The organism is Flavobacterium sp. (genome assembly GCF_044361015.1).
Lineage (GTDB): Bacteria > Bacteroidota > Bacteroidia > Flavobacteriales > Flavobacteriaceae > Flavobacterium.
Map to the genome: position 1 here is coordinate 1 of NZ_JBIKJL010000055.1, position 13,552 is coordinate 13,552.

General features: G+C 34.1%; 16 protein-coding genes. 6 read left to right on the top strand and 10 right to left on the bottom strand.

Annotation, left to right across the window (positions count from 1 at the left end; genetic code table 11):
* The 4 genes from ACIQ2Z_RS10990 to ACIQ2Z_RS11005 all read right to left on the bottom strand — a co-directional run.
* The coding region (locus tag ACIQ2Z_RS10990; protein ID WP_396184192.1) for a cryptochrome/photolyase family protein at positions 1-1,523 on the bottom strand (1,523 nt) is incomplete at its 3' end.
* Between the two features lie 187 nt (positions 1,524-1,710).
* Positions 1,711-2,991: a DASH family cryptochrome gene (locus ACIQ2Z_RS10995; protein WP_396184193.1), complete on the bottom strand. Its 1,281-nt coding sequence runs from the start codon at positions 2,989-2,991 to the stop codon at positions 1,711-1,713.
* 18 nt (positions 2,992-3,009) lie between these two features.
* Positions 3,010-3,156, bottom strand: a complete 147-nt coding sequence (locus tag ACIQ2Z_RS11000) for a DUF2256 domain-containing protein (RefSeq protein WP_396184194.1) — start codon at positions 3,154-3,156, stop codon at positions 3,010-3,012.
* A 1-nt stretch (position 3,157) separates the two neighbouring features.
* Positions 3,158-3,808: a flavin reductase family protein gene (locus ACIQ2Z_RS11005; RefSeq protein WP_396184195.1), complete on the bottom strand. Its 651-nt coding sequence runs from the start codon at positions 3,806-3,808 to the stop codon at positions 3,158-3,160.
* Between the two features lie 132 nt (positions 3,809-3,940).
* Between ACIQ2Z_RS11005 and ACIQ2Z_RS11010 the strand changes: the two genes are divergently transcribed.
* Positions 3,941-5,284 (top strand): FAD-dependent oxidoreductase, encoded by a 1,344-nt coding sequence (locus ACIQ2Z_RS11010; RefSeq protein ID WP_396184196.1) that lies wholly within the window; start codon positions 3,941-3,943, stop codon positions 5,282-5,284.
* A gap of 1 nt (position 5,285) precedes the next feature.
* Here ACIQ2Z_RS11010 and ACIQ2Z_RS11015 read toward each other — a convergent pair whose 3' ends face one another.
* From ACIQ2Z_RS11015 to ACIQ2Z_RS11030, 4 genes are all read right to left on the bottom strand, one after another.
* A complete protein-coding gene (locus tag ACIQ2Z_RS11015; protein WP_396184197.1) occupies positions 5,286-5,651 on the bottom strand; it encodes a cupin domain-containing protein in 366 nt (121 codons plus the stop codon).
* A 53-nt stretch (positions 5,652-5,704) separates the two neighbouring features.
* Positions 5,705-6,010, bottom strand: a complete 306-nt coding sequence (locus ACIQ2Z_RS11020; RefSeq protein WP_396173947.1) for a GIY-YIG nuclease family protein — start codon at positions 6,008-6,010, stop codon at positions 5,705-5,707.
* Between the two features lie 42 nt (positions 6,011-6,052).
* Positions 6,053-6,421: a DMT family protein gene (locus ACIQ2Z_RS11025; RefSeq protein ID WP_396173949.1), complete on the bottom strand. Its 369-nt coding sequence runs from the start codon at positions 6,419-6,421 to the stop codon at positions 6,053-6,055.
* Positions 6,422-6,517: 96 nt separating this feature from the next.
* Positions 6,518-8,059 carry a helicase HerA-like domain-containing protein gene (locus tag ACIQ2Z_RS11030; RefSeq protein ID WP_396184198.1) on the bottom strand — a complete coding sequence of 514 codons (1,542 nt, stop codon included), beginning with the start codon at positions 8,057-8,059 and terminating at the stop codon, positions 6,518-6,520.
* A gap of 121 nt (positions 8,060-8,180) precedes the next feature.
* Between ACIQ2Z_RS11030 and ACIQ2Z_RS11035 the strand changes: the two genes are divergently transcribed.
* On the top strand, positions 8,181-8,813 hold the full coding sequence (locus ACIQ2Z_RS11035) for a 7-carboxy-7-deazaguanine synthase QueE (protein ID WP_396184199.1): 633 nt from the start codon (positions 8,181-8,183) through the stop codon (positions 8,811-8,813).
* 2 nt (positions 8,814-8,815) lie between these two features.
* Positions 8,816-9,190 (top strand): energy transducer TonB, encoded by a 375-nt coding sequence (locus ACIQ2Z_RS11040; RefSeq protein WP_396184200.1) that lies wholly within the window; start codon positions 8,816-8,818, stop codon positions 9,188-9,190.
* Here the strand turns inward: ACIQ2Z_RS11040 and ACIQ2Z_RS11045 are convergent.
* Complete coding sequence (locus ACIQ2Z_RS11045; RefSeq protein WP_396184201.1) at positions 9,183-9,899, bottom strand: class I SAM-dependent methyltransferase; 717 nt, start codon at positions 9,897-9,899, stop codon at positions 9,183-9,185. The two genes, ACIQ2Z_RS11040 and ACIQ2Z_RS11045, sit on opposite strands and share 8 nt — an antisense overlap.
* Positions 9,900-9,990: 91 nt before the next feature.
* Between ACIQ2Z_RS11045 and ACIQ2Z_RS11050 the strand changes: the two genes are divergently transcribed.
* Positions 9,991-10,488, top strand: a complete 498-nt coding sequence (locus ACIQ2Z_RS11050; protein WP_396184202.1) for a YkgJ family cysteine cluster protein — start codon at positions 9,991-9,993, stop codon at positions 10,486-10,488.
* Position 10,489: 1 nt separating this feature from the next.
* Positions 10,490-10,879, top strand: coding sequence for a PH domain-containing protein (locus ACIQ2Z_RS11055; RefSeq protein ID WP_396184203.1), 390 nt, complete (start codon positions 10,490-10,492; stop codon positions 10,877-10,879).
* A 1-nt stretch (position 10,880) separates the two neighbouring features.
* Here the strand turns inward: ACIQ2Z_RS11055 and ACIQ2Z_RS11060 are convergent, their stop codons facing one another.
* Positions 10,881-12,155 carry an exo-beta-N-acetylmuramidase NamZ domain-containing protein gene (locus ACIQ2Z_RS11060; RefSeq protein ID WP_396184204.1) on the bottom strand — a complete coding sequence of 425 codons (1,275 nt, stop codon included), beginning with the start codon at positions 12,153-12,155 and terminating at the stop codon, positions 10,881-10,883.
* A 3-nt stretch (positions 12,156-12,158) separates the two neighbouring features.
* On the opposite strand from ACIQ2Z_RS11060, the gene ACIQ2Z_RS11065 reads away from it, so the two are divergent.
* Positions 12,159-13,394 carry an ABC transporter permease gene (locus tag ACIQ2Z_RS11065; RefSeq protein ID WP_396184205.1) on the top strand — a complete coding sequence of 412 codons (1,236 nt, stop codon included), beginning with the start codon at positions 12,159-12,161 and terminating at the stop codon, positions 13,392-13,394.
* Positions 13,395-13,552 lie beyond the last annotated feature (158 nt).

Consider the following 13,552-nt stretch of genomic DNA (forward strand, 5'->3'; position numbering starts at 1 on the left):
TCCAAATTCTCCATAATCTCCTTCGCTTTCAATTTAATCCCATATAATTCTTCCGCCGGAATTTTATTCAACAAATTCAACATCATCGCCATGCGTTGGTTGTTTTTAAAATGCTCTTTTTTGTCATCCAAAAAATTCCAATACAAAGAGTTAAACGGGCATGCTTTTTCACCTAATTTTTCTTTTACATTATAGTGACAACTTCCACAATAATTACTCATTTTGTTGATGTAACTTCCGGAGGAAACATAAGGCTTGGTGGCTAAAATTCCACCATCTGCATATTGACTCATGCCTCGTGTGTTGGGTATTTCCACCCATTCAATTGCATCAATGTAAACACCCAAATACCACGCATCTACTTCATCGGGATGCATTTGCGTAAGCAACGAAAAATTGCCAATAATCATCAACCGCTGAATGTGATGAGCATACGCTTCTTCCAAACTTTGAGAAATGGCTTTTTGCATGCAATTCATTTTTGTTTTTCCGGTCCAATAAAAATCGGGTAATTTGTTATGGTTTTCTAATGCATTCATGTTCGCATAATTAGGCATTTCTTTCCAATAAATTCCACGAACATATTCTCGCCAACCCAAAATTTGTCGAACGAAACCTTCCACTTGCGAAAGCGTGATTGCTTCTTCATTTTGATGATAATAATGTACAACCTGTTCAATCACTTCCTTCGGCGAAAGCATTTTCGTATTCATCGCAAACGACAAACGAGAATGAAAAAGAAACTTTTCTTCAGTATGCATTGCATCTTCATAATCGCCAAAATGTTTCAATAAATTTTTGCAGAAATAATCAAGTTGTTCCAAACATTCTTCACGGGAAGTCGGCCAATTGAATTTTTCCGCATCAATTGAACCAAAGGTTTTGACTTCCATTTTTTCCAATTGACGAATAATTTCTTTCACATTTTTGGGAAATACTTTGGCTTTCGGAATGGGGACTTCGCCTTTGTACTTTTTCCGATTGTCGTGATCAAAATTCAATTGATTCCCAACAGGATTAGCTCCAACCATCAAAATATCGTGCTTTTTTCGCATCATACGATAGAAATTCTCCATTAGCAACAATTTCTTTCCTTGAAAAAATTCGGCTAATTCGGTTCGGGTTGTATAAAAATGTTCAGTGTCAAAAACCTCTGTTGAGATGGTAAGTTTTTGGCAAATTTGCTTTAATTGTTCATCCAATCGAAATTCATCCGGTAATTGATAGTCAAATTTTTGAATGGAATGTTGCTCGATAGTTTGTTGAATTAATGCTTCTAAAATTTGCGGATTATTGACATCATCAATTTCAAAATAAACCACTTGATGATTTTTACTTTTTAAATGCGAGGCAAAATTCCGCATACTTAAAAAGAAAGCCACTACTTTTTGAATGTGATGTTTCACATAATCGGTTTCCTGACGCATTTCTGCCAAGAGATAAATGATATTTTCATCGGTCTGCTGCAACCAAGAATGGTTGTGATTTAGTTGATCACCGAGAAGAAGTCGAAGTGTTTTCATTTTTTTTGTTTCAGGTTTCAGGTTTAAAGTTTCAGGTTTCAAGTTGAGAGTTGCTCGGTGAAATTTTTAAATTCGTGTTAATCCGTGAAATTCGTGTCAACTCTTTTGTTCAGGTTCCGCATGACTTGAAACTTGACTCGAGGCGGAGCCGAACAGAGCGTAGCTAAACTTGAAACCTGAAACAATTTTAACCCAACCATAATTTCTGATATTCCCCTTTCGCATCATACATTTCCGCTTGGCGTTTAATATTAAATTTTCGATCTCTCGGGTCATTTCCAATACCTGAATTATAGATCCAATTACCGTAATTCGAATGTACATCATAATCAATCAACATGCTTTCAAAATAGGCTGCTGCCACCCGCCAATCTTGCTCCCATTCTTTCGCCCAAAAACTCGCCACATTTTGACGGCCACGATTACTCATGAAGCCGGTTTGTTGCAATTCAATCATATTGGCATTTACAAATGGTTCATTGGTAGTGCCGTTTTTCAATTGTTCAAAAGCTTTTGAATGGAAATTCCAATTGTATTTTTTTTCTAAAATACCCTCAAGTTGAAAAATTTTGTTTCCGTGTTTTAGCGAAATATATTTAAAATAATCCCGCCATATTAATTCGAATAGCAACCAATAGGTGTCTTCATTTTTGCAAATTTCTTGCTCGTATTGTTGTACTTCCCAGTAAATGGTGCGAGCAGAAATACTGCCGTTTGCCAACCAAGGCGAAAATTTCGAACTATAGTCGGTTCCAATCAATCCGTTTCGGGTTTGTTTATAAGACGACAAATTTTCGGTTTCAAAAAAATAATTTTCTAATCGTTTCATCGCTATTGATTCGCCACCCTGAAACGGAAAAGCGGAGTTGAGATGAGTTTCAAAACTTTTCAAACCTAAATCCACCAAAGAAATACTGAAAAAATTTGGTTGAATCCAATTGGAATCTGGTCGCTTTTCAATTGAAACAGTTGGTCTGACTTTTACAGTTGCTTCGCATTTTTTTCTGAAAACAGTAAAAACCTCCGGAAGTTCATTAAAATCCGAATACGGAATATCATCGGGGTGAAATAGAAATTGGTCGTATGTTTCTATCCATTTGATAGTTGAATTTTGATTTATGACTTTGTCATTAACGTTGACCTCTTCACTTGTCCATTCTTTTTGAAGAAAAACAGTTGAAACTGAATGTTCTTCAATCAATTTTGGAATGATAACCTCCGGTTTTTCATAAAATACGAAAAGCGGAATGTTTTTTTCTTTCAACGAATGATAGAGTTCAAAAACGGTTTCCAATAAAAATTGAGCTCTAAATTTTTCAGTTTTTTTAAAGCCGTATTTGGTTTCAGCAAAATGCCGCGGATCTAAACAATAGACAGCCAAAATTTTTCCGCCTTTTTTGCAAGCTTCAAAAAGAGAGGTGTTGTCATGCACTCGTAAATCATTTCGAAACCAAACTAGATTGTTCATTTAATTGGAATTTGGAATTTAAGAATTGGAATTTTTACTTCTTCTACACCGCTCACTGCAATACAAAACCTCCTCCCAATTCTTCTCCCATTTTTTACGCCAGGAAAAAGGTAGTCGGCATGTTTTACAAATTTTTTCAGGAAGATTTACTTTTTTATGAGCCATTTTACAGCATGGATTTGGTTGGAATATTTTGGCGAGCATATTCAAAACGATCGACTAATTTTGGAACACAGTAGCCATCTAATCCATTAATCGTAGCTACATTTTCTAAATCCAAACGCAACCAATGATCATTTTGAATCAAATTTTCTTTGATAAACAAATGTTCAATAGAAGCAATGATATGAATGGTGCCGTTTTCCTTAATTTCATATTCGTTGAGGTATTTGCATAAAATTTGAACCGGACTATTTTTTACAAAAGAAATTGAAATGCCATCATAATATTCTTCCTCCAAATTGGTTTGATTAAATTCGGAAATGGTTTCATCATAATTTGCTGAAGAATGATGAGCATCGACAATCATATTTTCGGTTATGTGATTGACTGTAAAAAAACCTAAATCTTTAATGTTTTTGTAAGTATTTCTGGGAACAGTCGTTGGTCGAAGTATGAATCCTACTAAAGCCGGATCGCTTCCCAAATGGGTAACGCTGCTAAAAACAGCAACATTAGATATTCCTTCAATAGTCTTTGTAGCTATTAAGTTGGCCGATTTGTAACCCGTGCAGCTATTTATTAAATTCAAACGGGGAATTTTTGGTAGACTCTGAAACGACTCTTTAGAATAGGATAGCATTATTATTTTTTTCAAAGATATAAAATGTTTAACATAAAATAAAAAATGTTAAACAAAATTAAAGTTCTAAATAAAATTTTAGAAATTGACAAGCTTTTATTCTCTTAGTTATCCGTACTTTTGTATTCCAATTTTTGATTTTTTATCATGCAAACTCCTCAGAAAATTGCCGTTGTTGGTTCCGGATTAGTGGGAACCTTATTGGCAATATACCTTAAAAAATTAGGGCACACCGTTCATGTTTTTGATCGAAGTGCAGATATCAGAACCGTTGAATTTTCAGGGCGTTCTATTAATTTGGTGATGTCAAATAGAGGTTGGAAAGCACTGGATGATATTGGCTTGACCGAGGAAATCAAAAAAATCGGAATACCCGTGGATAAACGTGCGATTCATTTACAAGATTCAAAACTAACGTATCAAAATTACGGCAAGGAAGGGGAGGCTATTTATTCACTTTCGAGAGGTGTTTTGAACCGAAAAGTGATTGATTTGGCAGAAGCCGAAGGAGTTGAATTCTTTTTTGAACATAGAATTTGGGATGTAACTTTATCTGATGCCACTTTGCATATTGGCGAAACAGAAAGAGGCGAGTGGACCGATTTAAAATACGATAAAGTTTTTGGTGCCGATGGTGCGTTTTCTAGAATTCGTCACCGCATGCAACGCCAAAGTATGTTTGATTATTCGCAAAAGTTTTTGAGCATTGGTTACAAAGAATTACATATTCCCGCCAATGCAGATGGAACGTATAAAATTGATAAAAACTCCTTACACATTTGGCCTCGCGGTAATTTCATGTTGATGGGATTGGCTAATTTAGACGGTTCGTTTACCTGTACACTTTTCATGCCTTTTGAGGGAGAAAATTCCTTTGAAAGTTTACACGACGAAAAGACGTTGGTTGAGTTTTTTGCAAAATACTTTCCGGATACTAAAGAAGTGATTCCTGATTTGGTGGAAGATTTCTTTAAAAATCCTAAAAGTTATTTGGTAACGATGCAATGTTATCCTTGGACACATAACGATAAAGTTGCTTTGATTGGCGATTCGTGCCATGCAATTGTTCCTTTTTACGGTCACGGAATGAATGCCGGTTTTGAGGATATCACAGTTTTGAATGAAATGATTTCAAAGTATGGCGACGATTGGGAAACCATTTTTGATGAATACCAAAAATCCCGAAAACCCAATGCAGATGCAATTGCCGAACTTTCGTATCGCAATTTCATGGAGATGAGTGCTAAAACCGCCGACGAAAAATTCTTACTGCAAAAGAAAATAGAAAAATGGTTTTCTGATAAACACCCTGAAAAATGGCTGCCACTCTACAGCCGAGTAACCTTTAGTTTACAACCTTATTCGGAAGCACTAGCCATTGGCGATTTCCAAAATAAAATAATGGAAGAAGTGATGCAAATGGAAAATATTGAGGCAATTTGGGATAGTGTAGAAGTAGAGAATAAGATTATTTCGCTTCTTTCAAAATAAATTACACTTCCTCTCGATTTACCTTTTCAAAATCAAAAGCAGGTTTACAAATAGCAATATATTCACACACTTCCTCAAAAGGATTAGAATATTGAACGCGAGTGTTTTTCTCAATTTTGATGGATTGACCGGCTTCTAAAATTAGTACTTCGTCCTCAATGATAAATTGTTTTTTGCCTTTGATAACATAAGTATATTCATCAAACTCTGGCGTTTGAAAAGGCTCACTCCAATTGGGCGGGGCAATCATGTGAGCGATGGAAATTTCAGTGTTGCCGTCCGAAGCTTTACCAAAATGTTCTTCGATTAACTTTCCATCAGTTGTTGGAACGATGAATGGCGATTTTTGGATTTTATATTTTTTCATTTCTTTAGTCATTGCGAGGAACGAAGCAATCTCATAATCTACCTCCTCTTGTTTTAAATTGTCATAATATCAATTATACTTTCATAAAGATCGTTCCACAGGGGATTAAAGTCTTGAATTAGTTTGATTTTTGTAGCTCTAGATCCCGCTTTTAATTGTTTTTCTCTAGCAATTGCATCTCCAATCATTTGAAATTGTTCGTAATAGACTAATTTGTTTAAATTATATCTTGCAGAAAATGAGTTTTCATATCTTTTTTCTTTGTGTTCTAAAATTCTCTTTGGTAAATTAGAAGTAACACCAATATACAAGGTGTTGTTATATTTATTAGTCACAATATAAATAAACCCGGTTTTCATACTTTCCAAACTTTATGAGATTGCTTCGTTCCTCGCAATGACTTACTTCCTAAAAATAAAATAAACCGCCAGCACCAAAAAGCACATTCCCACAAAATGATTCCATTTAAAGGATTCTGTCTTAAAGAAAAGCATCGAAAAAATTACGAAAATCACTAACGTAATCACTTCCTGAATCACTTTTAACTGCAAAAGTGAAAACGGTCCGCCATTTCCTTCATATCCAATTCGATTCGCCGGAACTTGAAAGAAATATTCAAACAAAGCCAAACCCCAACTGATTAATACAATCGTAATCAGTCCGGCGTTTTCAAACCACTTCAAATCTTTAAATTTCAAGTGACCATACCACGCCAAGGTCATGAAGATGTTGGAAAGTATAAGTAGCCCAATCGTCAAAAATCCTTTCATAAAACCATTCTAAAATTGTCAAATTTTCAAATTGACTCATTGACACATCGACACATTGACTCATTGACACATTGACTCATTGACACATTGACTCATTTATTTTTTAAACATCTTACTCAAAATTCCCAAAGCACCTCGAATAAAAGTCGCACTGGTTAATACTTTTACCACCGCTTTTGTGGCTTGACTTTCGGGAGCTCGTCGAGTTGAGGTGGTTGTAGTTTTTTGAGCTTCTTTTTGTTTAGCCGCTTCATCCGCCTGCTTTTCGGCCTGTTCTTGAGCAGCGTTAATTTTATTGCTTAAAATTTCAAAAGCACTTTCGCGGTCAATCACTTCATTGTATTTTTTTGCCAATTTAGAACTTGCTATGTGTGAATCAACTTCGGGTTGCGTCAATACATCCATGCGACTCATTGGTGCTCGTAGCATCGTGGCGACAAGTGGAGTAGGAATCCCTTTTTCATTCAAAGCCGTTACAAATGCTTCTCCAATTCCGAGTTGTGTAATCACTTCATCGGTTTTATAATAATCAGACAACGGATAATTTTCAGCTGTCATTTTAATCGCTTTTCGGTCGTTTGCCGTGAAAGCTCTCAACGCATGTTGAATTTTTAAACCTAGCTGGCTCAATACACCGGCCGGAATATCTTGTGGATTTTGCGTGATAAAATAAATACCAATTCCTTTGGAACGAATCAGTTTTACAATGGTTTCAATTTGATCTTGCAAAGCTTTACTGGCTTGATCAAAAATCAAATGAGCTTCATCAATAAAAATGACCAATTCCGGTCTTCCGGCATCGCCTTGTTCCGGCATGGAACTGTAGATTTCGGCTAACAAACTCAACATAAAAGTTGAAAATAGTTTTGGTTTATCTTGAATGTCGGTCAATCGGATTATGTTCACATATCCGTTTCCGTTTTCGTCTATTCGCATCAAATCATCGATATCAAAAGATAATTCGCCAAAAAAAACATCAGCTCCTTGTTGTTCCAATTCAATCACTTTTCTTAAAATTGAACCGGTTGAAGAAGTGGAAATTCTTCCATATTCCTTTTCAATTTCTTCTTTTCCCTCCTCGGTGATAAATTGTAAAACTTTTTTGAAATCTTTTAAATCTAATAATGGTAATGTATGATCGTCACAATATTTAAAAATTACTGAAACAACTCCACCTTGAGTGTCATTTAAATCCAATATTCTCGAAAACAAAACAGGTCCAAATTCCGAAACAGTTGCCCGCATTCGCACACCATTTTGTTTAGAAATCGTCATCAATTCTACCGGAAAACCTTTGGTTTCGTAACCTAAATTGATTTTAGCATGACGTTCCGTGATAAAAGGTTGTTCAATTCCTGGCATCGCAACTCCGGAAAAATCACCTTTGATATCCATCATCAACACTGGAATTCCGTTTTTGGAAAGTTGCTCAGAAAGCACTTGAATGGTTTTTGTCTTTCCTGTTCCGGTAGCTCCGGCAATTAATCCGTGTCGGTTTAGGGTTTTTAAAGCAATGTTTACTTGGGCATTTCCACCAACGGGTACACCGTCTAACATTGCTCCACCTAAGGTTATAAAATCTCCTTTGGTAGAATATCCGTTAATAATGTGCTGACTAAATTCTTCGGCTTTACTCATGATTTTTAGATTTAACTTTCAAATGTAATAAAAGCATTTATAAATCAAAAGGTATGATTTTCAAATTTTCAAATTGCTTCATTTTCAAATTGATTACCTTTGTAGCCTATTTTTATTAAAAATGCTTCAGAAAGAAATACAATTAGCTGTTGAAAAGGGTGAAATGCTTCCCTTAATGGAAGAGTTTTACACCATTCAAGGTGAAGGATATCACACAGGCACTGCCGCTTATTTTATTCGAATTGGTGGTTGTGATGTGGGCTGTCATTGGTGTGATGTGAAAGAGAGCTGGAATGCAGAATTGCATCCAACAACCAAAACGGATGTAATTGTAACCAATGCCAAAAAATATGCGGATACAGTAGTGGTTACTGGCGGCGAACCGTTAACATGGGATATGTCGGTACTGACAAATAAATTGAAAGAAGCCCAACTTAAAATTCATATTGAATCCTCGGGTTGCTATGATGTAACCGGTCATTGGGATTGGTTCTGTTTGTCGCCTAAAAAAAATAAATTACCGGTTCAAAGTGCATACGATATGGCTCATGAACTGAAAGTAATCATCTACAATAAACATGATTTTATTTTTGCTGAAGAACAAGCCGCAAGTGTAAATCCAAATGCAATTCTTTTTTTACAACCAGAATGGAGTAAAAGGGAAGAAATGACACCGCTAATTGTGGACTATGTTATGAAAAATCCTAAATGGCGAGTTTCATTGCAAACACATAAATACCTTAATATCCCTTAAAATTGAAATTTATTTTTCCATTTATATTTATTTTACTTTTTTCAACTCAAAGTTTTTCACAAATTCAGGGGGAAGACGAAGTATATTTGAATAATTTAATATTAGAACCGGAATTTCCTGGAGGAATGGAAATGTTTTACTCGTATTTGATGAAACGATTGGATCATTCAAAAATTAAATCAGGTGAGAAATTGATTGTAGCTTTTACAGTGAATGAACTGGGAGATATGATAAAAATCAGATTGGTTCAATTTAAAGATGAAACGACAGCGATTGAAGTTTTGAATGCCTTAAAGAACTTCCCAAAATGGAAACCGGCTTATAAATTAGGTAATCCGGTAAGTGTGGAATTAAAAATTCCTATCGTTTTTAAGTGATTTTTTGATGGATTAGTCTGGCTAAATAATCAAAATGGTCTCCTTCTACCAGTAATTCACATGCCAATCCATTGGCTAAAGCTGCGTTTTGTAAGGTATTGAAATCAACATACATCCAATCAAAAGGTTTTTCCATTTCTCCTTTGTAGGAAATTTTAAATTCTAATTCGCCATAGTAATAAGTGTCACCGGGAATCCATTTGCCACCATCTTCATCTTCATCAAACATATAAATGATATCAGAACTATCTACTAAAATTTGGCCATTCTCTTTTAGCAGGCTTTTCAATTGAAGTAAAAAGCGAGAAATATTTTTCAATCGTCCACACATTCCGGCACCATTCATTAACAATAAAATGGTGTCAAATTGTTCCCCTTTCATTGACATCACATCCTGAACAGTTGCTTTTTTTAACCCGCGTAACTGGCAGGCTTTAATAGCATTGGGTGAGATGTCAATTGGTGTCACATCAAACCCTTTTTCTTGAAGATAAAGAGAATGACTTCCGGCACCACAACCTACATCTAGAACTTTACCTTTTGATAATAATAAGGCATTTTGTTCCATTTTAGGCATTTTTTCGAATCCTCTAAATAAATAAGCAATACTCATTTCATCAGCTTCCGAGATAGAAGTTTCTGTAATTAAATCTTGAGGTTTATTGCCTGTTTGATAATCTAAAATGGCTTTTCCAAAAAGGTCTTTCATTTATTCTGAATTTATTTCAGAATCTTTTCACAGATTCTTTTTTAAGTTTAAAGTTTCAAGTTGTTTAACTTTGCAATATAAAATCGACACATTGGCAAATTTTCAAATCGACACATTGGCAAAACTTGCCAAAGATAAGCATATCGAAAACAAAAAGTATTTTGATAAGTTAAAAAAGAAGCAGCCTAAAAATTTAGATTATGTAATGCAGGATTTGCATGAGGCCGAGTTTAAACGAACAGACTGTTTAAATTGTGCTAACTGTTGCAAAACAACCGGGCCATTATTTACATCAGCTGATATCGAACGAATAGCTAAACATTTCAAACAAAAACCACAGCAGTTTATTGACCAATATTTGCACATCGATGATGAGAATGATTATGTTTTGAAAAGTGTCCCATGTGCTTTTCTTAATGCGGAAAATTATTGTATGATTTATGACGTTCGTCCAAAGGCCTGTCGTGAATTTCCACATACTGACCGAAAAAAGTTTTACCAAATTTCTGACTTAACATTGAAAAATGTCGCTATTTGTCCGGCTGCTTTTACTATAGTTGAAGAAATGAAGAAAAAATTGCCTTTGTAAAATGAAAGTATATAAATCAAAAGTGGATTGGTGGTTAAATGTATTTATTCTAGGTGTTTTTGGATATCCTTTAGTTGATGGTATTATTGAAAAGCAGTATGTTATATCATTAGTTTTTTTTGGAATACTTTCCATTTTAATGTGGTTTATACATTCTATTAAATACAAAATAGACACTGAAATTTTAAAAATATGGATATATAAAATAGAAATTAAGACTATAAAAAGAATTTATAAAACAAATATTCCATTGAGTTCTCCCGCAGCATCACTTGATCGTATCGCAATAGTTTATAATAAATATGATGAAATTTATATTTCACCTAAAAACAGAGAAGATTTTATCAAGGAACTATTGAAAATAAACTCAGATATTATTGTTGACGTTTAGGCTAATTATAGATAAGGTAAGGTTTTCTCATTTCTAAAAACTCCTCTAAACCTTTTTCCCAAGTGTTTCGTATTTCTTTCTCAGACAAACCTTGTTCAATTTGTAGTCTCAAGATTTTTGTTCCGGCCAATTTTGTAAAAAAGGAAGTAAAAAAAGTTGATTTATCGGCAGTGTTTTCATATGCTTCAATCAGCCATTTTAAACGGAGTCGTTTTACGGGGCTAATTTCAGACAAATCTTCTCCATGACAAACCAAATTGTTGTGGAGTGGGTTTTTCGAACCTAAATTTGGCAATGGCATAAAACTGAAATCGCCTTGTGGTAAAAAAGGAGATCCGTAAATTTGAAACTGTTTATCTGTTCCGCGACCAACACTTACATTTGTACCTTCAAAAAAACACAAACTTGCATATAAATTAATTGCTTGATCATTTGGTAAATTTGGCGAAGGTTTTATAGGTAAGCTATATTCCATATCTCGACGATAATGTAGACAAGGAATGACTGTCAATTCGCACTGAATACTTTCTTTTAGCCATTTTTCTCCATTAATCATTTTGCCATATTCACCAATTGTCATACCATGCAAAACCGGAATGGGATGCATTCCAACAAAGCTGGTAAATTCTTTTTCTAAAATTGGACCGTCTACAATAGCACCGTTAGGATTTGGTCGATCTAAAATAATTAGAGGAAGATTAATTTCCGCACATGCCTCCATAACATAATGTAGTGATGAAATGTAGGTATAAAATCGAGCACCGACATCCTGTAAATCAAAGAGTACAATATCAATTCCTTCCAATTGTTCAGGTTTGGGTTTTTTATTATCACCATAAAGAGATATAATTGGAAGGCCTGTTTTAGAATCTTTCCCATCTAAAATTAGCTCTCCTGCGTCTGCAACTCCTCTGAAACCATGTTCTGGAGCATAGATTTTTTCAACAGTTATCCCGTGTTCCAATAAATAATCAACTAAATGTTTTGTAATAGGGCGTAATGGTTTTCCATCTGCTATTGTTGTAGAATAAGGAATTTTATAGTTTACAATTCCTGTTTGATTTGTAACTACACCAACTTTTTTGTCTTGTAATAGTGGTAAATAAGCAGAAAAATTTTCTGCTCCTGTAATGATATCCACAGTAGAAACCGCTTCACTGATAACAATGTTTTTATTATTATCTGCAATAACTTGTTTCTTTACTGAACATCCGATCAAAACAATTAGCAAAACAAATAATAAAACTGTATTTTTGAACATCCGTTTATTATACATACCTTGAAATTAGAATATTTTATAGCCAAAAGACTTACTACTGCAAAACACCATAAAAGTAGTATATCTAAACCAATTATTAAAATTGCTATTAGCGCTATTGCAATTGGAATAATTATGATGATAGTTTCAGTAGCTACCGGTCTTGGTTTACAGCAAAAAATACGCCAGAAAGTTTCAGCATTTAATGGTCATATCATTATTTCTAATTTTGACGATAATCAATCAGAAGTCAGTAAAGTACCCGTTTCAAATAGACAAGATTTTTATCCGAAGTTTACTTCTGTCGAGGGAGTTAATCATATTCAAGCTATTGCCAGTAAAGCTGGAATAATTCGAACAGAAAATGCTTTTGAAGGCATTGTTTTCAAAGGAGTAGGCAGTGATTATAAATGGAAAAATCTTACTGAGTATATTGTTGAAGGAAAATCACCCAATGTTTCAGGAGCATTAAATGCTGAAGTACTCATTTCTCAGTATTTGGCGAATAGGCTTTACCTTAAAGTTGGAGATAAGTTCAATACTTTTTTTATGAAAGAAGATAGTAATGAAATGCCAAACTTAAGGGTTTTTACTATTTCAGGAATTTATAATTCTGGATTTCAGGAGTTTGATGCTACATATATATTAGGAGACATTCGCCATGTACAACTGATCAACCGTTGGCAACCTGATGAAGTTGGAGCTTTTGAAGTATTTATTGATGATTTTACCAAAATAGAGCAAAAAGGAGAAGAAGTTTATGAGCAGACCTCATATATGTTGGACAGTAAAACCATAATTGACAAGTATTTTTATATATTTGAATGGTTGCAATTATTCGATTTTAATATTAATGTAATATTAGTAATTATGATAGTAGTGGCCACTATAAACATGATTGTAGCACTACTTGTTCTCATTCTGGAAAGAACCCAAATGATAGGAATTCTAAAAGCTTTAGGAGCTGATAACTGGACGGTTCGTAAAATATTTCTTTTCAACGCATTCCATATTATTCTCCGTGGATTACTTTGGGGAAATTGTATAGCTATTGCCCTAATGTTAATTCAACAACAATTTGGTGTCATCAAACTTAATCCGGAGAATTATTATGTGAGTGAAGCACCGATTTATTTTAATTGGTTTTATATCTTTTTGTTAAACCTTGGAACTATTATTATAAGTTTTTTGGTACTGTTGGTGCCTTCTTATATTATTACAAAAATTTCTCCTGTCAAAGCGATTCGATTTGATTAATTTTTTTTATCATTAATGGACTCTTGCTTTCCCAATTCAAAAGTTTTATTAATTATTATATTTATTTTTTTAGATTTAATAGTAGGATTTATTATTTCCGACGATTAATAAAAGACAGTTAATTTTACTACAATTCTCAACATTTTGATAACAAAACC